General features: G+C 72.4%; 24 protein-coding genes and 1 riboswitch. Of the genes, 22 read left to right on the plus strand and 2 right to left on the minus strand.

All coding sequences use genetic code 11. From position 1 onward, the window contains the following. Positions 1–2: 2 nt before the first annotated feature. The 10 genes from map (at position 3) to truA (ending at position 6,764) form a co-directional block, all read left to right on the plus strand. On the plus strand, positions 3–851 hold the full coding sequence (gene map, locus ACN28F_RS19425; protein ID WP_289209325.1) for a type I methionyl aminopeptidase: 849 nt from the start codon (positions 3–5) through the stop codon (positions 849–851). A gap of 84 nt (positions 852–935) precedes the next feature. Beyond that, positions 936–1,496: a DUF1707 SHOCT-like domain-containing protein gene (locus ACN28F_RS19430; RefSeq protein WP_289209326.1), complete on the plus strand. Its 561-nt coding sequence runs from the start codon at positions 936–938 to the stop codon at positions 1,494–1,496. A gap of 409 nt (positions 1,497–1,905) precedes the next feature. Next, positions 1,906–2,127: a translation initiation factor IF-1 gene (gene infA / locus ACN28F_RS19435; protein WP_007073013.1), complete on the plus strand. Its 222-nt coding sequence runs from the start codon at positions 1,906–1,908 to the stop codon at positions 2,125–2,127. Between the two features lie 88 nt (positions 2,128–2,215). Next, positions 2,216–2,329 carry a 50S ribosomal protein L36 gene (rpmJ, locus tag ACN28F_RS19440; protein ID WP_012184307.1) on the plus strand — a complete coding sequence of 38 codons (114 nt, stop codon included), beginning with the start codon at positions 2,216–2,218 and terminating at the stop codon, positions 2,327–2,329. A 246-nt stretch (positions 2,330–2,575) separates the two neighbouring features. Beyond that, positions 2,576–2,956 (plus strand): 30S ribosomal protein S13, encoded by a 381-nt coding sequence (gene rpsM, locus ACN28F_RS19445; RefSeq protein ID WP_282224023.1) that lies wholly within the window; start codon positions 2,576–2,578, stop codon positions 2,954–2,956. Between the two features lie 61 nt (positions 2,957–3,017). Next, positions 3,018–3,425, plus strand: a complete 408-nt coding sequence (gene rpsK / locus ACN28F_RS19450) for a 30S ribosomal protein S11 (protein WP_007073011.1) — start codon at positions 3,018–3,020, stop codon at positions 3,423–3,425. Positions 3,426–3,439: 14 nt separating this feature from the next. Beyond that, entirely contained in the window at positions 3,440–4,066 is a 627-nt protein-coding gene (rpsD, locus tag ACN28F_RS19455; RefSeq protein ID WP_282224022.1) for a 30S ribosomal protein S4, read from the plus strand. Between the two features lie 112 nt (positions 4,067–4,178). After that, on the plus strand, positions 4,179–5,201 hold the full coding sequence (locus tag ACN28F_RS19460; protein ID WP_282224021.1) for a DNA-directed RNA polymerase subunit alpha: 1,023 nt from the start codon (positions 4,179–4,181) through the stop codon (positions 5,199–5,201). A gap of 34 nt (positions 5,202–5,235) precedes the next feature. After that, the gene (rplQ, locus tag ACN28F_RS19465) at positions 5,236–5,796 is read left to right on the plus strand and encodes a 50S ribosomal protein L17 (RefSeq protein ID WP_421359066.1); all 561 of its coding nucleotides are present in this window, start codon (positions 5,236–5,238) and stop codon (positions 5,794–5,796) included. Between the two features lie 131 nt (positions 5,797–5,927). Further along, positions 5,928–6,764, plus strand: a complete 837-nt coding sequence (gene truA, locus ACN28F_RS19470; protein ID WP_289209328.1) for a tRNA pseudouridine(38-40) synthase TruA — start codon at positions 5,928–5,930, stop codon at positions 6,762–6,764. A 9-nt stretch (positions 6,765–6,773) separates the two neighbouring features. Here truA and ACN28F_RS19475 read toward each other — a convergent pair whose 3' ends face one another. Then, positions 6,774–7,793 (minus strand): hypothetical protein, encoded by a 1,020-nt coding sequence (locus ACN28F_RS19475; protein WP_289209329.1) that lies wholly within the window; start codon positions 7,791–7,793, stop codon positions 6,774–6,776. A gap of 75 nt (positions 7,794–7,868) precedes the next feature. Between ACN28F_RS19475 and ACN28F_RS19480 the strand changes: the two genes are divergently transcribed. The 12 genes from ACN28F_RS19480 to thiC all read left to right on the plus strand — a co-directional run bounded on the left by ACN28F_RS19480 (position 7,869) and on the right by thiC (position 17,951). Beyond that, positions 7,869–8,483, plus strand: a complete 615-nt coding sequence (locus ACN28F_RS19480) for a class I SAM-dependent methyltransferase (protein WP_289209330.1) — start codon at positions 7,869–7,871, stop codon at positions 8,481–8,483. Between the two features lie 69 nt (positions 8,484–8,552). Continuing rightward, on the plus strand, positions 8,553–10,223 hold the full coding sequence (locus ACN28F_RS19485) for an ABC-F family ATP-binding cassette domain-containing protein (protein ID WP_289209331.1): 1,671 nt from the start codon (positions 8,553–8,555) through the stop codon (positions 10,221–10,223). 28 nt (positions 10,224–10,251) lie between these two features. Beyond that, on the plus strand, positions 10,252–11,232 hold the full coding sequence (locus ACN28F_RS19490) for an aldo/keto reductase (protein WP_289210822.1): 981 nt from the start codon (positions 10,252–10,254) through the stop codon (positions 11,230–11,232). A 103-nt stretch (positions 11,233–11,335) separates the two neighbouring features. Next, positions 11,336–11,470 carry a hypothetical protein gene (locus tag ACN28F_RS19495; protein ID WP_289209332.1) on the plus strand — a complete coding sequence of 45 codons (135 nt, stop codon included), beginning with the start codon at positions 11,336–11,338 and terminating at the stop codon, positions 11,468–11,470. Beyond that, entirely contained in the window at positions 11,467–11,676 is a 210-nt protein-coding gene (locus ACN28F_RS19500) for a DUF397 domain-containing protein (protein ID WP_421359069.1), read from the plus strand. The genes ACN28F_RS19495 and ACN28F_RS19500 overlap by 4 nt, the downstream gene beginning before the upstream one ends. 304 nt (positions 11,677–11,980) lie before the next feature. Beyond that, positions 11,981–12,092, plus strand: a riboswitch (TPP riboswitch). After that, positions 12,087–12,761: a thiamine phosphate synthase gene (locus tag ACN28F_RS19505; RefSeq protein WP_289209334.1), complete on the plus strand. Its 675-nt coding sequence runs from the start codon at positions 12,087–12,089 to the stop codon at positions 12,759–12,761. It overlaps the preceding riboswitch by 6 nt. Then, positions 12,758–13,894: a glycine oxidase ThiO gene (gene thiO / locus ACN28F_RS19510; protein WP_289209335.1), complete on the plus strand. Its 1,137-nt coding sequence runs from the start codon at positions 12,758–12,760 to the stop codon at positions 13,892–13,894. The genes ACN28F_RS19505 and thiO overlap by 4 nt, the downstream gene beginning before the upstream one ends. Next, positions 13,885–14,085 (plus strand): sulfur carrier protein ThiS, encoded by a 201-nt coding sequence (gene thiS, locus ACN28F_RS19515; RefSeq protein ID WP_289209336.1) that lies wholly within the window; start codon positions 13,885–13,887, stop codon positions 14,083–14,085. The genes thiO and thiS overlap by 10 nt, the downstream gene beginning before the upstream one ends. A 5-nt stretch (positions 14,086–14,090) precedes the next feature. Continuing rightward, positions 14,091–14,861: a thiazole synthase gene (locus ACN28F_RS19520; protein WP_289209337.1), complete on the plus strand. Its 771-nt coding sequence runs from the start codon at positions 14,091–14,093 to the stop codon at positions 14,859–14,861. After that, on the plus strand, positions 14,858–15,451 hold the full coding sequence (locus tag ACN28F_RS19525) for a thiamine phosphate synthase (RefSeq protein ID WP_289209338.1): 594 nt from the start codon (positions 14,858–14,860) through the stop codon (positions 15,449–15,451). Before ACN28F_RS19520 ends, ACN28F_RS19525 begins: the two co-directional genes overlap by 4 nt. After that, the gene (gene thiD, locus ACN28F_RS19530; protein ID WP_289209339.1) at positions 15,451–16,278 is read left to right on the plus strand and encodes a bifunctional hydroxymethylpyrimidine kinase/phosphomethylpyrimidine kinase; all 828 of its coding nucleotides are present in this window, start codon (positions 15,451–15,453) and stop codon (positions 16,276–16,278) included. Before ACN28F_RS19525 ends, thiD begins: the two co-directional genes overlap by 1 nt. An 80-nt stretch (positions 16,279–16,358) precedes the next feature. Further along, positions 16,359–17,951: a phosphomethylpyrimidine synthase ThiC gene (thiC, locus tag ACN28F_RS19535; RefSeq protein ID WP_289209340.1), complete on the plus strand. Its 1,593-nt coding sequence runs from the start codon at positions 16,359–16,361 to the stop codon at positions 17,949–17,951. Here the strand turns inward: thiC and ACN28F_RS19540 are convergent. After that, on the minus strand, positions 17,933–19,534 hold the full coding sequence (locus ACN28F_RS19540; RefSeq protein WP_421359073.1) for a hypothetical protein: 1,602 nt from the start codon (positions 19,532–19,534) through the stop codon (positions 17,933–17,935). The genes thiC and ACN28F_RS19540 overlap by 19 nt on opposite strands. Positions 19,535–19,595: the final 61 nt, after the last annotated feature.

The raw sequence follows: 19,595 nt of genomic DNA on the forward strand, positions 1-19,595 counted from the left end.
CGATGCGCCGCCAACAGCTGGACATCCAGCTGAAGTCCCCCGAGCAGATCGACCTGATGCGGGCCGCCGGCCTGGTGGTGGCCGACGCGCTGGCCCGGATGCGGGCCGCGATCGCACCCGGTGTCACCACCGCCGACCTGGACGCGATCGCCGAGCAGACCATCCGGGACGCCGGCGCGGTGCCGTCGTTCAAGGGCTACCACGGGTTTCCGGCGACGATCTGCTCGTCGGTCAACGCCCAGGTGGTGCACGCCATCCCGGCTGCCGACCAGGTGCTGCGCGACGGGGACGTGATCTCGGTCGACTGCGGGGCGATCCTGGACGGCTGGCACGGCGACGCCGCGTTCACGGCGACGGTCGGCGAGGTCCGGCCCGAACTGCTGCGGATGGTCACGGTCGCCGAGGACGCGCTCTGGGCAGGGATCGCCGCCGCGGCGCGCGGCGCGGCCAGCGGCCGGGGCCGGCTCACCGACATCTCGTACGCGATCGAGCGGGCCATCCGGGCGGGTGGCCGCTACGGCATCGTCGAGGGGTACGGCGGGCACGGGATCGGCACCGAGATGCACCAGGACCCGCACGTGCTCAACTACGGCCGGCCCGGCAAGGGGCCGAAGCTGGTCCCGGGGATGGCGTTGGCGATCGAGCCGATGATCACCGAGGGGTCGGCCCGTACCGAGGAGCTGGCCGACGGCTGGACGGTGGTGACCCGGGACGGGTCGATGGCGGTGCACGTCGAGCACTCGATGGCGTTGCTGCCCGACGGTGTCTGGGTGTTGACCGAGCCCGACGGCGGCCGGTCCCGGCTGGGTGACCTGGTCACTGCCCGGCAGCCCGCGCAGTCGCGGAGCTGAGGTCGCGTTGCGGCCGACCCGCGTTGGCCGTCGCGGCCGACCCGCGTTGGCCAGCGGTGGCGGCGGGGTGTCATGCTCGTACCCATGGATCGGCGGGACGGGATGCGGGCGAGCGACGCCGACCGTGAAGCGGTGGCTGAGCGGTTGCGGACGGCCCTGAACGAGGGCCGGCTGGACCTGGCCGAGTTCGACGAGCGCCTCCAGCGGGTGTACGCGGCGAAGACGTACGGCGACCTGGGCGGCCTGTTGACCGATCTCCCGCCGGTGGCCGCCGCCGGATCAGCGCAGTTGGCACCGATCATCGGTGCCGGGCTGCCGGCGGAGCTGACCCCGGGCCCGGACGGTCGTTACCCGCATGCCACCCGCCGCTGGGTCACCAAACAGTGGGAGGGGTACGGCACTGCGGTGGGCATCACCACCGCGATCTGGGCGGTGATCTGTGTCATGTCCCAGGATCTGCTCTACTTCTGGCCGGGCTGGGTGGCCGGCCCGTGGGGTGCGGTGCTGATCGTCACCACGGTGCTTGGCCTGATGAACGGTGAGCCGCAGCGGTGGACCGCCAAGCAGGCGCAGCGGGAACTGGACAAGCAGGCGAGGTCCGAGCGGAAACGGATCGAACGGGAGCAGGGCCCGAGCGCCGCGTAGCGACGACGCCGACGCGCCCGCCCGCGCGGCGCAGGTGCCGCACGAGGGCTGCGGGCGACGACACCCGTACGGCTGAGGGTGGTAATCACCCGTGGTGTCGGGGTTTGTCGGATACACTGACCCCCGGCGACGCGCGGTTTGCTGTCCGCGTGACAACCCGCGTACACTGATAGGTCGGCGCACAGCGTCCTCTCCAGCGTGCCTGCTCTGCGCTTCGGCAGGCCGTTTCTGATCGAGTGGCGGGCGGGTTTCACGACCCGTGTCGCACCCGGCAGATGTCTGGAGCCGCGGCTGGCGCGGGCGTGTCGCAAGGTCGGCGGACCGGTTCCCGGTCGGCGGGCCCAGGCGACGGTCCGCGAATGGTGTTGTGAGCCGATCCCGAGCAACCGACGTCAGGACAGCGGAGGACATGCCGAAAAAAGACGGGGCCATCGAGATCGAGGGCCGAGTGATCGAGCCACTCCCGAACGCCATGTTCCGGGTGGAGCTCGCCAACGGCCACAAGGTGCTGGCTCACATCAGCGGCAAGATGCGGCAGCACTACATCCGCATCCTGCCCGAGGACCGGGTCGTCGTCGAGCTCTCGCCGTACGACCTCACCCGCGGGCGGATCGTCTATCGCTACAAGTAACCACCTGACGGCGGCCGGGGCGTCCCGTGTCCGTCCTCAAGCCCGGTCCGCGCCTGCGGACAGGGCGTCACTGGAAGTAAGGCACACCGTGAAGGTCAAGCCGAGCGTCAAGAGGATCTGCAACAAGTGCCGGGTTATCCGCCGGCACGGCCGGGTGATGGTGATCTGCACCGACCCCCGGCACAAGCAGCGCCAGGGCTGACCCCAGGGGCCGACCGGCAACCGCCGGGCCGGCGACGGGGCGGCTCAGGCGGCCGATCCGCACAACAGCACATGCTCGTCCCAGCCGCGAGCCACAGCGCGACACGTCGCTGTGCGACGCGGCCCAACCCCCGGTCGGAGGCCGGGGCCCGGCACGTCGACGGCCCGTACGGGTCGGCCGACCTGGGCAGCCGGGGTGGGGCGGGCTCAGACCTCCGCGCACACCACCTGAGGAGTACGCCCGCACATGGCACGTCTAGTCGGCGTCGATCTGCCCCGCGAAAAGCGGATGGAGATCGCGCTCACCTACATTTTCGGGATCGGCCGGACCCGTTCGATCGCCACGCTCGCCGCGACTGGCATCGACCCGAACAAGCGGGTCCGCGACCTCACCGACGAGGAGCTGGTCCAGCTCCGCGATCACATCGAGGCCAGCTTCAAGGTCGAAGGTGATCTGCGTCGTGAGGTCGCCGCAGACATCCGCCGCAAGGTGGAGATCGGCTGCTACGAGGGCATCCGGCACCGCCGCGGACTGCCCGTGCGCGGCCAGCGCACCCGGACCAACGCCCGGACCCGCAAGGGCCCGAAGCGGACCGTCGCCGGCAAGAAGAAGCCGGGCAAGAAGTAGTACTGGCCGTCACCGGGTCCGACCGGATACCTCGATCGTCCAATAGGAGCGCAGAAAACTCATGCCACCGAAGGCTCGCGCTGGAGCCGCTGTCAAGAAGGTCCGGCGCAAGGAACGCAAGAACGTCGCCCACGGGCAGGCGCACATCAAGAGCACCTTCAACAACACCATCGTTTCGATCACCGACCCGACCGGCGCGGTGATCTCCTGGGCCTCCGCCGGCCAGGTCGGTTTCAAGGGCTCCCGCAAGTCGACTCCGTTCGCCGCGCAGCTGGCCGCCGAGGCAGCCGCCCGTCGGGCGATGGAGCACGGCATGCGCAAGGTCGACGTCTTCGTCAAGGGCCCCGGCTCCGGCCGGGAGACCGCCATCCGTTCGCTGCAGGCAGTCGGCCTGGAGGTCGGGCAGATCTCCGACGTCACGCCACAGCCGCACAACGGGTGCCGTCCGCCGAAGCGTCGCCGGGTCTGAGAGGTTAGGAAAAGATGGCTCGTTACACGGGTGCCGACTGCCGCCGTTGCCGGCGCGAGAAGATGAAGCTGTTCCTCAAGGGCAGCAAGTGCGACGGGCCGAAGTGCCCGTTCGAATCCCGGCCCTTCCCGCCCGGCCAGCACGGCCGTGGTCGGACCAAGGAGACCGAGTACCTCCTGCAGCTGCGGGAGAAGCAGAAGGCCCGCCGGGTGTACGGCGTGCTGGAGAAGCAGTTCCGCGGCTACTACGAGGAAGCAGTGGCCAAGCAGGCCAAGACCGGTGAGGTCCTGCTGCAGATCCTGGAGTCCCGGCTCGACAACGTCGTGTACCGCGCCGGCTACGCCAAGTCCCGGGACATGGCGCGCCAGCTGGTCAAGCACGGGCACTTCACGGTGAACGGCAAGAAGGTCGACATCCCCTCGTACCGCGTCAAGGAGCACGACATCGTCGAGGTGCGGACGAAGTCGAAGGAGCTGACCCCGTTCCTGGTCGCCCAGGGCGAGGCCGGCTCGAAGACCGTCCCGGCCTGGCTGGAGGCGATCCCCAGCCAGATGAAGATCCTCGTGCACTCGATGCCGGCGCGTCAGGTCATCGACACGCAGGTGCAGGAGCAGCTGATCGTCGAGCTCTACTCGAAGTGAGCCACCCCCGTCGGTGGGGGTCGCGGCCGGCACCGGCCGACCGCGACCCCCACCGACGGGTGCACCACCGACGGGCGTCATATAGCGGTCGCCCCGACCCAAGGAGAAGTACGTGCTCATCAGCCAGCGGCCGACTCTGTCCGAGGAGTCGATCAGCGAGACCAGGTCCCTGTTCACCATCGAGCCGTTGGAGCCGGGTTTCGGCTACACGCTCGGCAACTCGCTGCGGCGTACCCTGCTCAGCTCCATCCCGGGTGCGGCGGTCACCAGCATCAAGATCGACGGCGTGCTGCACGAGTTCACCACGATCCCCGGTGTCAAGGAGGACGTGGTCGAGCTGGTCATGAACGTCAAGGAGCTCTGCGTCAGCTCCGAGCACGACGAGCCGGTCAGCATGTACCTGCGCAAGCAGGGCCCCGGCGACGTCACCGCCGGGGACATTCAGCCGCCGGCCGGTGTCTCGGTGCACAACCCCGATCTGAAGCTGGCCACCCTCAACGGCAAGGGCCGGCTCGACATGGAGCTGACCGTCGAGCGGGGCCGTGGCTACGTCACCGCCGCGCAGAACAAGCAGGCCGGTGCCGAGATCGGCCGGATCCCGGTCGACTCGATCTACTCGCCGGTGCTCAAGGTCACCTACCGGGTCGAGGCGACCCGGGTCGAGCAGCGGACCGACTTCGACCGGCTGATCATCGACGTCGAGACCAAGCCGTCGATCGGGCCGCGTACCGCGCTGGCCTCGGCCGGCTCCACCCTGGTCGAGCTCTTCGGCCTGGCCCGTGAGCTGGACGAGACCGCCGAGGGCATCGACATCGGGCCGTCGCCGCAGGACGCCCAGCTGGCCGCCGATCTGGCGCTGCCGATCGAGGAGCTGGACCTGACCGTACGGTCGTACAACTGCCTCAAGCGCGAGGGCATCAACAGCGTCGGCGAGCTGATCGGGCGGACCGAGGCGGACCTCCTCGATATAAGGAATTTCGGTCAGAAGTCGATCGACGAGGTCAAGATGAAGCTCGCCGGGATGGGGCTGGGCCTGAAGGACTCGGCGCCCAACTTCGACCCGGCACACGTCGTGGACGCCTTCAGCGAAGCCGACTACGACACCGACGACTACCGCGAGACCGAGCAGCTGTAACACCGGCTGCCGCCACCACTGAGGAGCACCAACCATGCCCACGCCCACCAAGGGCCCCCGCCTCGGCGGCAGCCCCGCGCACGAGCGGATGATGCTGGCGAACCTGGCCACGTCGCTGTTCCGGCACGGCAAGATCAAGACCACCGAGACCAAGGCGAAGCGGCTGCGCCCCCTCGCGGAGCAGCTGATCACCAAGGCCAAGCGGGGCGACCTGCACTCGCGTCGTCGGGTGCTGACCGTCGTGCGGGACAAGGACGTGGTCTTCGAGCTGTTCGACCAGATCGCGCCGCGGTTCGCCAACCGTCCGGGTGGCTACACCCGGATCGTCAAGACCGGCCCGCGCAAGGGCGACAACGCCCCGATGGCGATCATCGAGCTGGTCGAGGAGCTGGTGGTGGCCGCCCCGACGCCGGCCAAGGCCGACCGTAAGGCCGCCGCCCAGCAGGACAAGGTCGAGGCACTCGCCGGAGCCGACGAGACCCCGGCCGCGCGCAGCGACGACCAGGACGCCGAGCCGCCGGTGTCGGCCTCCGGTGACACCGACACCGGTGCCACCCAGGACGCTCCGGCCGGCGAGGGCGACAGCAAGGCCTGAGCGGTCGCCGCAGGCGACAACAAGGCCTGAGTCGTCCGACGACGAGCACACCCGGCGGGACCCGGCGCTGCGACAGCAGCGCCGGGTCCCGCTGTCTTGTCCACATCCGCGCAGCGCAGCAGGAGGTCCAGGTGCGGCAGGGGTACGTCCGTCTCCGGCTCGACGTCAGCTACGACGGCACCGACTTCTCCGGCTGGGCGGTACAGCCGCAGCGGCGTACCGTCGCCGGCGAGCTGACCACCGCGCTCGACCGGGCGTTCGGGCCGGCCGTCGCGGTCGGGCTGACGGTGGCCGGGCGCACCGACGCCGGGGTGCACGCCAGCGGCCAGGTCTGCCACCTCGACGTACCGGCCGAGGTCTGGGCCGAACGGTCCGGCACCCTGCTGCGTCGGTTCGCCGGCACGCTGCCCCGCGACGTACGGGTGCGGGCGGTCGCCGAGGTGCCGGCCGACTTCGACGCCCGCTTCTCGGCGACCTTCCGGCGGTACGCCTACCGGGTCACCGACGCCCCGTACGGTGCCGAGCCGCTGCGCCGCCACGACACCCTCGCCTGGCCGCGTCCGCTGGATCTGGCCGCGCTCAACGCCGCCGCCGCCCACCTGGTCGGCGAGCACGACTTCGCCGCGTACTGCCGCCGTAAGGAACACGCCACCACGATCCGGCAGATCACCCGGCTGGACTGGCAGCGCGACGACACCGGCACCCTGATCGGCACCGTGATGGCGGACGCCTTCTGCCAGGCGATGGTGCGCAGCCTCGTCGGCGCGATGCTCTTCGTCGGTGACGGCCGGCGGCCGACCGACTGGCCGGGTGCGCTGCTGAGCCGGCGGGAACGGTCCAGTGAGGTCACCGTCGCCCCACCACACGGGCTCACCCTGGTCGAGGTCGGCTACCCGGCCGATCCGGCCGGCTACGCCGACCGGGCCGCCGTCACCCGCCGGCTGCGGCTACCGACCGCCGTCGAGTGACGGCTGCGGCTACCGACCGCCGTCACCCGCCGGCTGCACCGCCCGTTTCTCCAGGACACCCGCCTGCAGGTGCAGCTGCAGCATGTCGAAGAGGATCTGCCGGGCGTACGGGTCGTCGGCGGGCACCGGTTGGCCGTCGGCGCGGGCGATCACGCAGTACATCAGGAAGTGGCCGAGGGAGTGCCAGCCGACCTGGGCCGAGGAGAGCGCGACGGCCTCCGTACCCTCGTCGGCGATCATGCCCTGGAAGCGTCCCTTCTCCTCGTCGACCAGCGGCTTGATCCGGGTGTGGGCCCATTCGGCACCGGTCGCGTCGGCCAGGTTGAACACGCCCGTCGTGATCAGGTACTCCCCGGTGGGGGAGCGCAGGGTGCCCCGGACGACCTGGTTGCAGCCGAGTTCGTCGAGCATCGGGCCGATGTCGCCGGCGACCGCCGCCCGGCAGCGCGCCTCGACCTGGGTCTTCAACAGCTGGTACGGCGGTTCGGCCGGGTCGATCACGATGTCGCCGGTCGGGAAGACCTCCTCCACCGTCAACGGTTCGGGGTCGACCTCGCGGGAGCTGATGTCACGGGGCGCCGGGGTCGGTTCGCCGGGCTCGGCGACCCCGGCGGAGACCCGGCCGTTGCGTTCGTCGGCCACGATGAAGAACGAACTGAGGCCGCAGACGCCGAGCATCAGCAGGACGGACAGTCCGCTGATCACCACCTGCCACACCGTGGTCGACGACCACAGACCGGGGCGGGCGGGAGCCGGGGCGGGCCGGGGCCGACGGCCACCGGGCGGCAGGCGGTCGACCGCCGTCGACGTACGGGTGGATCGTCGCCGTCCGGGCTGGTTGCGCAGCCGGGTCGGCCGGCCCGGACCGGCCGGCGGCATGGCCGGAATCAACTCGGTCGGCGGATCACCCGACGGGGTCCTGGGCGGGCCGGCGGGTGGGTTGCCGGGCGGGCCGGCGTACGGGGTCCGGGGCGGGCCGACCGGTCGGGGTGGTCGATGCCCCGCGCCGGATTCGTACCCGTACGTCATGTCGCACAGGGTAACGGACCGGGCGGGTAACACGCTGCCGTCGGACCGCCGGGTCGCGATTGGGACAATGCGGCGGTGACCGGCGACCACTACTTCAGCCCGCAGCCCACCACCGCCGACGTCCGGGCGGAAATCGACTTCTCGGTGGCCGGGCGCGACTACACGCTGACCGCCGCCGCCGGAGTCTTCTCCGCCGGCCGGCTCGACCCGGGCACCGCCGTCCTGCTGCGCAAGGCCGACCTGCCCGTGCCGACCGACCCCGGGCCGTTTCTCGACCTCGGCTGCGGGTACGGCCCGATCACCTGTGTGCTGGCCGATCACGCGCCGACCGCCACGGTCCACGCGGTGGACGTCAACGCCCGTGCCCGGGAACTCACCCTGGCCAACGCCGACCGGCTCGGCGTCGCCGACCGGGTCCGGGTCGCCGACCCCGACTCCGTACCTCCGGAGATCAGCTTCACCCAGCTGTGGTCCAACCCGCCGATCCGGGTCGGCAAGGCGGAACTGCACGCCCTGCTGGCCCGCTGGCTGCCCCGGCTCGCCCCGGACGGCGTCGGCTGGCTGGTCATCGCCCGCTACCTGGGCGGCGACTCGGTGCAGCAGTGGCTGCGCGAGCAGGGCTGGCAGGTCGAACGGCACGCCAGCCAGAAGGGCTACCGGGTGCTGCGGGTCACCCACCGTACGCACTGACGACCACCCGGCGGCCGGCGGCGCGAATCTCAGCTGCCGACAGCTGCTGCGATCAGGCACCATGCCGGGGTGGGATACGTGGACGTGGCCGCAGTGGGGCACACCCTGCCGGACGGCCGGCAACTGTTCGCCGATGTGTCGTTCCGGGTCGGTGAGGGGGCCAAGGTCGCCCTGGTCGGCCCGAACGGCGCCGGCAAGACGACGCTGCTGCGGATGGTCGCCGGTGACCTGCCGGTGGCCACCGGATCGGTTGCCCGCTCCGGTGGGCTCGGCGTGATGCGGCAGTTCATCGGCATGATCGGCGACGACCGTACCCTTGCCGACCTGGCGTTGTCGCTCGCGCCACCGCCGCTGCGGGCCGCCGGGGAGCGGCTCGCCGCCGCCGAACGGGCCGTGCACGCCGCGGCGGCCGCGAACTCCGCAGCCGCCGAGAAGATCCAGATCGGGTACGCCAACGCCCTCGCCGCCTGGGGTGAAGCCGGCGGCTACGAGGCCGAGGTCGTCTTCGACACCGTCGCCACCACCGTGCTGGACCTGCCCTGGGAACGGGTCCGGGACCGTCCGGTCCGGACGCTGTCCGGTGGACAGCAGAAACGGTTCGCGTTGGAGCTGCTGCTGCGCGGCACCGACGAGGTGCTGCTGCTCGACGAGCCGGACAACTTCCTTGACGTACCGGGTAAACGGTGGCTGGAGCAGCGGCTGCGCGAGTCGGGCAAGTCGGTGCTCTACGTATCGCACGACCGGGAGCTGCTGGCCCAGACCGCCGACCGGGTGGTTGCCGTCGAAGGCGGCTCGGCGTGGACCCATCCGGGTGGCTTCGCCAGCTGGCACGAGGCTCGCACGGCCCGGCACGCCCGGTTGGAGGAGCAGCGTCGGCGCTGGGACGAGGAGCACGAGAAGCTGCGCGAACTGATGCTGATGTACAAACAGAAGGCGGCGTACAACGACGGGTTGGCCTCGCGCTACCAGGCGGCGCAGACCCGGCTGCGCAAGTTCGAGGAGGCCGGCCCGCCGCCGCTGCCGCCGAAGGACCAGTCGCTGCGGATGCGCCTGTCCGGCGGCCGGACCGGCAAGCGGGCGGTGATCTGCGAGCAGCTGGAGCTCGACGGGCTGACGTACCCGTTCGACCTGGAGATCTGGTACGGCGACCGGGTCGCGGTGCTCGGCGCCAACGGCACCGGCAAGTCGCACTTTCTGCGGCTGCTGGCCCGGGGCGGCACCGACCCGGACCCGGCGGCCGGACCGATCGCCGGCGCGGCGCTTGCCCCGGTGGTCCACGACGGCATGGTGCGGCTCGGTGCCCGGGTCCGGCCCGGCCACTTCTCGCAGACCCACGACCGGCCGGAACTGCTCGACCAGACCCTCGCCGACGTGCTGTGGCGCGGCGACGACCACCGGGCCGGGATGGACCGGCACGCGGCGATGGGTGTGCTGTCCCGCTACGACCTGGCCGGCCAGGGCGACCAGCGGTTCGGCACCCTCTCCGGTGGCCAGCAGGCCCGGTTCCTGGTGCTGCTGCTGGAGCTGTCCGGCGCGACCCTGCTGCTGCTCGACGAGCCGACCGACAACCTGGACCTGGCCTCGGCCGAGGCGCTGGAGGAAGGGCTCAAGGCCTTCGAAGGTACGGTGATCGCGGTCACCCACGACCGCTGGTTCACCCGGTCGTTCGACCGGTTCGTGCTGTTCCAGGGTGACGGCGAGGTGGTCGAGGTCCCCGAGCCGGTCTGGGACGTCCGCTGACCGTCGTAGGCTGGCCGGTGTGACTGAGATGATCTACCGCCGGTTGGGCGACTCGGGGCTGATGGTGTCGGCGGTCGGGGTCGGTTGCAACAACTTCGGCCGCAAGCTGGACGCCGCCGGCACCCGGGCGGTCGTCGACGCCGCCATCGACGCCGGGATCACCCTGTTCGACACCGCCGACATCTACGGCACCCCGCCCGGCGGTTCCGAGGAGCAGCTCGGGGCGGCGCTGCGCGGCCGCCGTGACGACGTGGTGCTGGCCACCAAGTTCGGCATGGACATGGCCGGCCGCAACGGCGTCGACCACGGGGTACGCGGCTCCCGGCGCTACATCGTGCGGGCCGTCGAGGCGTCGCTGCGCCGACTCGGCACCGACCACATCGACCTGTACCAGTTCCACGAGCCGGACCCGGTCACCCCGGTCGAGGAGACCCTGCAGGCCCTGGACGACCTGGTACGCGGCGGCAAGGTCCGCTACGTCGGCTGCTCCAACTTCGCCGGCTGGCAGATCGCCGACGCCGCGTGGACCGCGCGTACCGGTGGGTTGTCACCGTTCGTCAGCGCGCAGAACGAGTACAACCTGCTGGACCGGCGGGTGGAGCAGGAAGTGGTGCCGGCCTGTCGGCGCTTCGGCCTGGGGCTGCTGCCGTACTTCCCGCTCGCCGACGGGCTGCTGACCGGCAAGTACCGCCGGGCCGAGGCGCCGCCGGCGGGCAGCCGGTTGGCGGGCGAGGGCAGCCGGTACGTCGCCCGGCTGGCCGGGGCACCGTGGGACGTCATCGAGGCCCTCGACGCGTACGCCGCGAAGCGGGACCTGTCGCTGCTCACCGTCGCGATCGGCGGCCTGGCCGCGCAGCCGGCGGTGGCGTCGGTGATCGCCGGGGCGACCACCGCCGAGCAGGTACGGGCGAACGCCGCCGCCGGGTCGTGGCAGCCGGACGCCGACGACCTCGCCGAGTTGCGCGCGATCCTGCCGGATCCGGCCGGCCCCGGCGGCTCGCTGAGCTGAGCCTCACATGATCTTGTCTCCTCGGCTGGACTTACATCGATGATCAATTAGTAGTCGAAAACGCTGTCGTGGTGTCGTGGTAGAGACATGCCGCACCGAGGACGTGGTGCTGCTATGTGAGCTGTACGGCGCGGACCTGCCGACCATCGAGGCGTTGGCCGCGCTGGCCCCGAAGACCAAGGATGAGCAGGCCAGTCGTGACCTCTTCTGGCAGACCGCGAAGGAGTACGAGTCGTGATCGATCTTTCCGGCGCTAGCTGGCGCAAGAGCAGCCGATCGAACAATCAGGGTGAGTGTGTCGAGGTGGCTGACGGGCTGGGTGTGGTCGTCGGGGTGCGGGACTCGAAGGATCCGGGCGGTCCGGCGCTGGTGATCGCGCCGGCGAGCTGGTCGGCCTTCGTCGCCGCCGCGAAGGCGGGCACCCTCACCGACTCGCTGAGCTGAGCAGAACTGAGCGCCGCTGTCTCGGCCCCGCGTCGGCGTCGTCGACTGGTCCCGGGACACCTATTGCGTCGTGACGGTATTCCTGTGTGGAATAATTATTCCTCACAGGAATATTGCTGAAACCATACCTGCGCTGGACGAGGACAGGTTGGCTCCCGCCGGTCAGCCACGACCTCGACCGCGGTGCGCGACCTCGACCGCGCGGTGAGCCTGGTCACGGCCGACAGCGGGGCGAGGGCGGCAGACCGAAGGTTGCCTCGGATTGGCCCTTGGCGGATCGACGAGACCGTCGTACGGTAACAGGCAAGTAACCCACGGGAGCCCGGTGCACCGGGCTGAGAGGGAGGCTGACGCGGCCTCCGACCGTCGAACCTGATCCGGGTAATGCCGGCGCAGGGAGGAGCGTTGCCGTGCCGTCCCTTGGGCGACTGCATCTGATCACCGACACCCGACCCGGGTGCGACCCGCTCGGCGTACTGCGGGCCGCGTTGGCCGCCGCCCGCGCTGCCGACGCCGTCGCCGACCTCGTCGTGCAGGTGCGCGTCGAGGACGACATGTCCGACCGGGACGCCTACGAGTTGACCGTCCGTGCGGTCGCCGAATGCACCGCGTACCGGGTGACCTGCCTGGTCAACGACCGGTTGCACATCGCACTCGCCACCGGCGCGGCCGGCGCGCACGTCGGCGCGGCGGACCTGCCGGTTGACGCCGCCCGTCGGGTGCTCGGGCCGGCCGCGATCCTCGGTGCCACCGCGCGCGACCCGGCCACCGGGCGGGCGGCGGTCGCCGCCGGGGCGACGTACCTGGGGGTCGGGCCGTGCTACGCCACCGGCACCAAGACCGGGCTGCCCGACCCGATCGGGCCGGCCGGGCTGGCCGCCGTCGCCGCCGCGGTCGACGTACCGGTGGTCGCGATCGCCGGGGTCACCGTGGACCGGGTTGCACACCTGCTGGCCGCCGGGGCGTACGGGGTCGCGGTGGTCGGCGCGATCGCGGCCGCCGCCGACCCGGGCCGGGCCACCGCCGAACTGCTGACAGCGGTACGTCGTCGGCCGACCGCCGCCGCCGACGGAGCGCCGGCATGACGGCGACAAGCAGCGGGCCCGCCAACGGTCGGGCCGACGTGGCGGTGGTCGGCGGCGGGCCGATCGGGATGGGGATCGCCTGGCGGTGCGCGCAGCGTGGACTGCGTACCGTGCTGCACGACCCGGCACCCGGATCCGGGGCGTCGTCGGTGGCCGCCGGGATGCTCGCCCCGGTCGCCGAGTCGCACTTCGGCGAGGCGGAGCTGACCCGGCTGCTGGTCGACTCGGCGGCCCGCTGGCCGGCGTTCGCCGCCGAACTGACCGCCGTCACCGGCCAGGACATCGGCTACCGCACCGACGGCACCCTGGTCGTCACCCTCACCGGCGACGACCGGCAGGAGGCGCAGCGGCTCTGGGCGTACCAGCAGAGCCTGGACCTGCCGATCACGCTGCTGCGCGCCACGGCGCTGCGGGATCGCGAACCGGCGCTGGCCCCGAGGGCACGCGGCGGGGCGCTGATGCCCGACGACCACCAGGTCGACCCGCGTCGGCTGGTCGCGGCACTGGACACCGCGCTGGACCGGACCGGGGTCACCGTGGTCCCGCAACCGGTCACCGACGTCTCCACACTGGACGCGCAAGTGGTCGTGGTGGCCGCCGGCTGCGGCTCGGCGACGCTGACCGGGCTGCCGGTACGGCCGGTCAAAGGCCAGATCCTGCGGCTGCGGGCACCCGCCGGCGCCGTCGGGTTCCGGCACGTGATCCGGGGGTACGCCGACGGCCGACAGGTCTACCTGGTGCCGCGCGCCGACGGGGAGGTGGTCGTCGGCGCCACCGTCGAGGAACGCGGCGACACCACGGTGACCGCCGGTGCGGTGCTGGAGCTGCTGCGCGCCGCCGCCGACCTGCTGCCGGAGATCGCCGAGTACGAGCTGGTCGAGGCGCGGGCAGCGGCCCGGCCCGGTACGCCCGACAACGCGCCGCTGCTCGGCTGGCTTCCCACGGCCGACGGGCGGGTGCTGGTGGCGACCGGACATCACCGGCACGGCATCGTGCTGACCCCGGTGACCGCCGACCTGATCGCCGACCTGGCCGCCGGCGCCGACCCGGATCCGGTGCTGGCACCGTTCCAACCGGGCCGGTTCACGGCTGCGAACAGGGAGAACGCGAGGGAGAAGGAGCCATGGAGCTGATCGTGAACGGCGCGCCGGTCACCACGCCGACCGGTGTCACGCTCGCCGACGTCGTCCGTACGGTCACCGACGCCGACCGGGGTGTCGCCGTCGCCGTCAACGGTGCGGTGGTGCCGCGCAGCGGCTGGCCGGCCGAGCAGCTGTGCGACGGCGACCGGGTCGAGGTCCTGATCGCCGCGCAGGGCGGGTGAACCGGATGCCGTTCACCGTCGCCGGGCACAGTTTCGACTCCCGGCTGATCCTCGGCACCGGCGGCGCCGCCAACCTGCACATCCTGGAGCAGGCGATCGCCGCCAGCGGCACCGGGCTGGTGACGGTCGCACTGCGCCGGGTGGACAGCGCCGCCACCATGCACGGCGGACTGCTCGACCTGCTGGAACGCTGCGGCGTACGGCTGCTGCCGAACACCGCCGGCTGCTACACCGCCACCGAGGCGGTGAAGGTGGCCCACCTGGCCCGCGAGGCGTTCGACACCGACTGGGTCAAGCTGGAGGTCATCGGCGACGAGCGGACCCTGCTGCCGGACGGTGCCGAGCTGCTGCGCGCCGCCGAGCAGTTGGTCGACGAGGGTTTCACCGTGCTGCCGTACACCACCGACGATCCGGTGCTGGCGCGGCGGCTGGCCGACGTCGGTTGCGCGGCGGTGATGCCGGCCGGCGCGCCGATCGGCTCCGGCCTGGGCATCCTCAACCCGCACCACCTCCGGCTGATCCGTCAGTCGGTCGACATCCCGGTGATCCTGGACGCCGGGGTCGGCACCGCCTCCGACGCCGCGCTCGCCATGGAGCTGGGCTGCGACGCGGTGCTGCTGGCCAGCGCGGTGACCCGGGCCGCCGACCCGGTGGCGATGGCCACCGCCATGCGGTACGCCATCGACGCCGGCCGGCTGGCGGCCCGCGCCGGTCGGATCCCGAAGCGGTTCCACGCGCTGGCGTCCACTCCGGACGAGGGGCGGCCCGAGCTGTGAACGGGATCGTGCTGCTCACCGACCGTCGACAGGCGACCCGGCCGCTGCCGCAGGTGGTGGCGGCGGCGGTGGCCGGCGGCGTCCGGCAGGTGGTGCTGCGGGAACGCGACCTGCCCCGGGCGCAGCGCGTCGCGCTGGCCGACCAGTTGCGCGGCGTTCTCGCTCCGGCCGGCGGCACCCTGATCGTCGCTGGTCCGGACCCGCTCGGCGGTGACGCCGTGCACCTGAGCGCCGCTGGGCCCTACCCGCCGCCGAGCTTCGGGCTGGTCGGGCGCTCCTGCCACGACGAGGCCGAACTCGGCCGACTGACCACGGAGGACTACGTGACGGTGTCACCGGTGTTCACGACCGCGTCCAAACCCGGCTACGGGCCGCCACTCGGTCCGGCCGGGCTGGCCCGCCTGGCACGGGCCGCCGGCCGGCCGGTGGTCGCGCTCGCCGGAGTGACCACGGCGGAGCAGGTCGCCACCTGTCGGGCGGCCGGTGCCGCCGGGGTGGCGGTGATGGGCGCGGTGATGCGGGCCGCCGACCCGGCGGCCGTGGTCCGCGAGCTGGCCGCCGGGTTGCTGCCGGCCGAGGTGGGCTGCTGATGACCGGCGACCGGACCACCCCGGTGGTGGCGATGACGATCGCCGGATCCGACTCCGGCGGCGGCGCCGGCATCCAGGCCGACCTGAAGGTCTTCGCCGCGCTCGGCGTCCACGGCACCAGCGCGATCACGGCGGTGACGGCACAGAACACCCGGGGTGTGACGGCGGTGCACCAGCTGCCCGCCGGTCAGGTGCGTGCCCAGATCGAGGCGGTCCGCGTCGACCTGCCGGTGGCTGCGGTCAAGACCGGCATGCTCGGTACGGCGCGGGTCGCCGGGGTGGTCGCCGCGCTGGCCCGCGCGGGGGAGCTGCCGAACCTGGTCGTCGATCCGGTGCTGGTCTCCACCAGCGGGCACCGGCTCGGGGTGGTCGGCGCGGTGGAGCGGCTGCTGCCGTACGCCCTGGTGGCGACGCCGAACCGGGCGGAGGCGTCGGCGCTGGTCGGCTGGCCGGTGCGGACCCGCGAGGAGATGGCACGGGCGGCGGCCGAGCTGGTCGCCGGCGGGCCGAGGTTCGTGGTGGTCACCGGCGGCGACCCGGACGGTACGTCGACCGACCCGGCGGCGGTCGACGTGGTCGCGACGGCCGACAGCAGTTGGCAGCTGACCGGTGAGCGGCTGGCCACCCGCAACACCCACGGCACCGGGTGCAGCTTCGCGGCGGCGGTCGCCGCCCGGCTGGCCCTCGGTGACGACGTACCGGCCGCCCTGATCTTCGCCAAGGGGTACGTGGCGGGCGCGTTGGCCGGGGCCGCGCACTGGCGGCTGGGTGCCGGGCACGGCCCGGTCGACCACTTCGGCTGGTCCCGCCAGCCGCTGTCCACCTGAAGCCGCACCCCATCTGAAGCCGCACCCATCTGAAGTCGGCAACTGTCCGAAGTCGGCACATATCTGAAGGAGGCCCGCCGATGCAGGCTCGTCGCAAGGTGTACGTGCAAGGACCGCGACCGGACATCCAGGTGCCGTTCGCCGAGGTGACCCTGGCCGGCGACAACCCGCCGGTGCGGCTCTACGACACGTCCGGCCCGGGATCGGACCCGCAGGCAGGGCTGCCGCCGCTGCGCGGACCGTGGATCGCGCAGCGTGGTGACGTCGCTCCGGCACGTGGGGCCGGCACCCCGCTGGCGGGCGCGGACGGGCGTCGGCCGACCCAGTTGGCGTACGCCCGGGCCGGGACGGTCACCCCGGAGATGGAGTTCGTCGCGGTGCGCGAGAACCTGCCGGCCGAGGTGGTACGGGAGGAGATCGCCGCCGGCCGGGCGGTGCTGCCGGCCAACGTCAACCACCCGGAGTCCGAGCCGATGATCATCGGTAGCCGGTTCCTGGTGAAGGTGAACGCCAACATCGGCACCTCGGCCGTCTCGTCGTCGGTGGCCGAGGAGGTGGAGAAGCTGACCTGGGCCACCCGGTGGGGTGCCGACACCGTGATGGACCTGTCCACCGGCAAGCGGATCCACGAGACCCGCGAGGCGATCGTGCGCAACTCGGCGGTGCCGATCGGTACGGTGCCGATCTACCAGGCGTTGGAGAAGGTCGGCGGGGATCCGGTCAAGCTGAGCTGGGACGTGTTCCGGGACACCGTGATCGAGCAGGCCGAGCAGGGCGTCGACTACATGACGGTGCACGCCGGCGTGCTGCTGCCGTACGTGCCGTTGGCGGTGGACCGGGTCACCGGGATCGTCTCCCGGGGCGGGTCGATCATGGCCGCCTGGTGCCTGGCGCACCACGAGGAGAACTTCCTCTACACGCACTTCGCGGAGCTGTGCGAGATCCTGGCCCGCTACGACGTGACCTTCTCCCTCGGTGACGGTCTGCGGCCGGGGTCGATCGCCGACGCCAACGACGCCGCCCAGTTCGCCGAGCTGCGGACGTTGGGCGAGCTGACCAGCGTCGCCTGGGAGCACGACGTGCAGGTGATGATCGAAGGCCCCGGCCACGTGCCGATGCACAAGATCAAGGAGAACGTGGATCTGCAGCAGGAGCTGTGCCACCAGGCACCGTTCTACACGCTCGGCCCGCTGACCACCGACATCGCGCCGGCGTACGACCACATCACGTCGGCGATCGGGGCGGCGATGATCGGCATGTTCGGCACCGCGATGCTCTGCTACGTCACGCCGAAGGAGCACCTGGGGCTGCCGGACCGCGACGACGTGAAGGCCGGGGTGATCGCGTACAAGATCGCGGCGCACGCCGCCGACCTGGCCAAGGGGCATCCGGGGGCGCAGGCCTGGGACGACGCGCTGTCCAAGGCCCGGTTCGAGTTCCGCTGGGAGGACCAGTTCAACCTGTCGCTGGACCCGGAGACGGCCCGGTCGTACCACGACGCCACGCTGCCCGCCGAGCCGGCGAAGTCGGCGCACTTCTGCTCGATGTGCGGTCCGAAGTTCTGCTCGATGAAGATTACGCAGGATCTGAAGGAGTACGCCCAGCAGGGCATGAAGGACAAGTCGGACGAATTCGTTGCGGCTGGCGGGCGGGTCTACCTGCCGCTGGCCTGATCGTCCGAGCCGGTGCCGGTGCCGGTGCGGCGAACCGCGCTGCCGTTGCGGGACTGTCCATCCGGGCGGTAGCTCGGCCGGCGCAGCTCACTGACCCAGTCGACGTGCTGGGCCTCCTCGTCGGTCAGTGCCGGTGGCGGTGTCGGTGTCCGGCGCGCCCGGCCGAACCGGGGTCGGGGGATCCGGCTGGTCCGCGTCGGGCCCGCGCCGGAGCCGGGGTCGGCGGCTGGTGCCGGGGTCACCGGAGCCGGAGTGACCGGAGCAGGGGCCACCGGCGGCGGGGCGACCGGAGCGGTGGCCACCGGCGGCGGGGCGACCGGTCGCGGCACGGGCCGGGCGGTCGTCGCCGGCACCGGAGCCGGTGCCGGCCCGCCGCCGGCGACCGGGGACGGGGTGGCACGGGGCGTCACCGCCACTGGCGCCGGCGCCGGCCGGCTGCCAGGATGCGGCCGGGCGTGTCCCGGGGCGACCACCGGCTCCGGCCCGGCCGCGACCACCGGCTCCGGCCCGGCCGCGACCACCGGCTCCGGCCCGGCCGCGACCACCGGCGCGGGCGTCGGCGCGGGCGTCGGCGGTGCCACGGCCTTCGTCGGTACGGCTGGTGACGGGCCAGGTCCCGGTACCGGCACCGGTGTTGCTGACTCCGGCACCGGTGTTGCTGACTCGGGTGCGGGTGATGACGCCAGCGCAGGTGCGGTGCGGGCCGCCGGCCGGGGCCGGCGTACCCCCGTGGTGACGATCGACCCGAGCGCCCCGGCGGCGACCGCCAGCAGCGCCGCCCAGTACGGGTCGTCCTGGTAACGCCCACCCTGCCCGGCGCCAGCGATCAGATAGGCGGCGTCGACCACCGCCGGGCCGAGCATCCCGGCCACCGCGCCGGCGAACACCGGCTGGTGCCGCCAGCGGAACCAGCCACTGACCGCGACCGCGACCACCAGCGCCACCGCCGGCAGCAGCACCAACGTTCGGCTGCCGGCACCGGCCGGGTCCAGCCCGGCCGGGTCGAACACCCCGAGTCGGATCTCGGCGACCGGATCGCCGGCCCGCAGCACCGGTGCCACTGACCCGATCGCCAGCAGCCACAGCGCCCCGGTGACGAGCAGCAGATTCCACCGCAGCGCCGGATGGGCCGACGCGGCGACGGCGGCCAGGACGCCCACCGCCGCACCGATCCCACCGGTCAGCGCGACGGCCAGCACCGGCTGCTCCGGGCCGACGGCCGACTGCGCCGGCAGGGCCGACAATCCGACGACCGCGACCGCCGCGCCGCCGGCGGCGACCAGTGCGAAGACCACCGAGCGGGCGAGGCCGTACCCGGTCGTCCGACCGGACCCGGCGCGGTGCCGGGCCGGGCGACCGGCGGCGATCCGCTGCCCGGCGTACGCGCCGACGGTGGTGGCGACCACGGCGAACCAGGCCAGCCAGGTCAGCTGCGCCGGCCAGTAATCGACGGCCGGGCCGGTGAAGTCGCGCGGCAGCCGTACCAGATCGAGGCCGTAGCCGGCACCGAGTTGGACCGCGCCGACGACGGCCGCACCGGCGAACGCCGCGCCGAGCGCCTTGAGCCAGGTCCGCAACGCCATGCCGGGAGGTTACGGCGGGCGGCCCCTACTGTCGACCGCAGCGCCGTCCGGTGCACCTGGT

This window comes from Solwaraspora sp. WMMA2101, assembly GCF_049179175.1.
Lineage (GTDB): Bacteria > Actinomycetota > Actinomycetes > Mycobacteriales > Micromonosporaceae > Micromonospora_E.

Excerpts from the sequence above, each read along its gene's own strand:
- ACN28F_RS19490 (WP_289210822.1), top strand. The coding sequence starts at position 10,252 with ATGATCTACCGCCGGTTGGGCGACTCGGGGCTGATGGTGTCGGCGGTC.
- ACN28F_RS19540 (WP_421359073.1), bottom strand. The coding sequence starts at position 19,534 with ATGGCGTTGCGGACCTGGCTCAAGGCGCTCGGCGCGGCGTTCGCCGGT.
- thiO (WP_289209335.1), top strand. The coding sequence starts at position 12,758 with ATGACGGCGACAAGCAGCGGGCCCGCCAACGGTCGGGCCGACGTGGCG.
- rpsM (WP_282224023.1), top strand. The coding sequence starts at position 2,576 with ATGGCACGTCTAGTCGGCGTCGATCTGCCCCGCGAAAAGCGGATGGAG.
- thiS (WP_289209336.1), top strand. The coding sequence starts at position 13,885 with ATGGAGCTGATCGTGAACGGCGCGCCGGTCACCACGCCGACCGGTGTC.
- infA (WP_007073013.1), top strand. The coding sequence starts at position 1,906 with ATGCCGAAAAAAGACGGGGCCATCGAGATCGAGGGCCGAGTGATCGAG.
- rpsK (WP_007073011.1), top strand. The coding sequence starts at position 3,018 with ATGCCACCGAAGGCTCGCGCTGGAGCCGCTGTCAAGAAGGTCCGGCGC.
- thiD (WP_289209339.1), top strand. The coding sequence starts at position 15,451 with ATGACCGGCGACCGGACCACCCCGGTGGTGGCGATGACGATCGCCGGA.
- ACN28F_RS19475 (WP_289209329.1), bottom strand. The coding sequence starts at position 7,793 with ATGACGTACGGGTACGAATCCGGCGCGGGGCATCGACCACCCCGACCG.
- thiC (WP_289209340.1), top strand. The coding sequence starts at position 16,359 with ATGCAGGCTCGTCGCAAGGTGTACGTGCAAGGACCGCGACCGGACATC.
- ACN28F_RS19430 (WP_289209326.1), top strand. The coding sequence starts at position 936 with ATGGATCGGCGGGACGGGATGCGGGCGAGCGACGCCGACCGTGAAGCG.
- rpsD (WP_282224022.1), top strand. The coding sequence starts at position 3,440 with ATGGCTCGTTACACGGGTGCCGACTGCCGCCGTTGCCGGCGCGAGAAG.
- ACN28F_RS19520 (WP_289209337.1), top strand. The coding sequence starts at position 14,091 with ATGCCGTTCACCGTCGCCGGGCACAGTTTCGACTCCCGGCTGATCCTC.
- map (WP_289209325.1), top strand. The coding sequence starts at position 3 with ATGCGCCGCCAACAGCTGGACATCCAGCTGAAGTCCCCCGAGCAGATC.
- rplQ (WP_421359066.1), top strand. The coding sequence starts at position 5,236 with ATGCCCACGCCCACCAAGGGCCCCCGCCTCGGCGGCAGCCCCGCGCAC.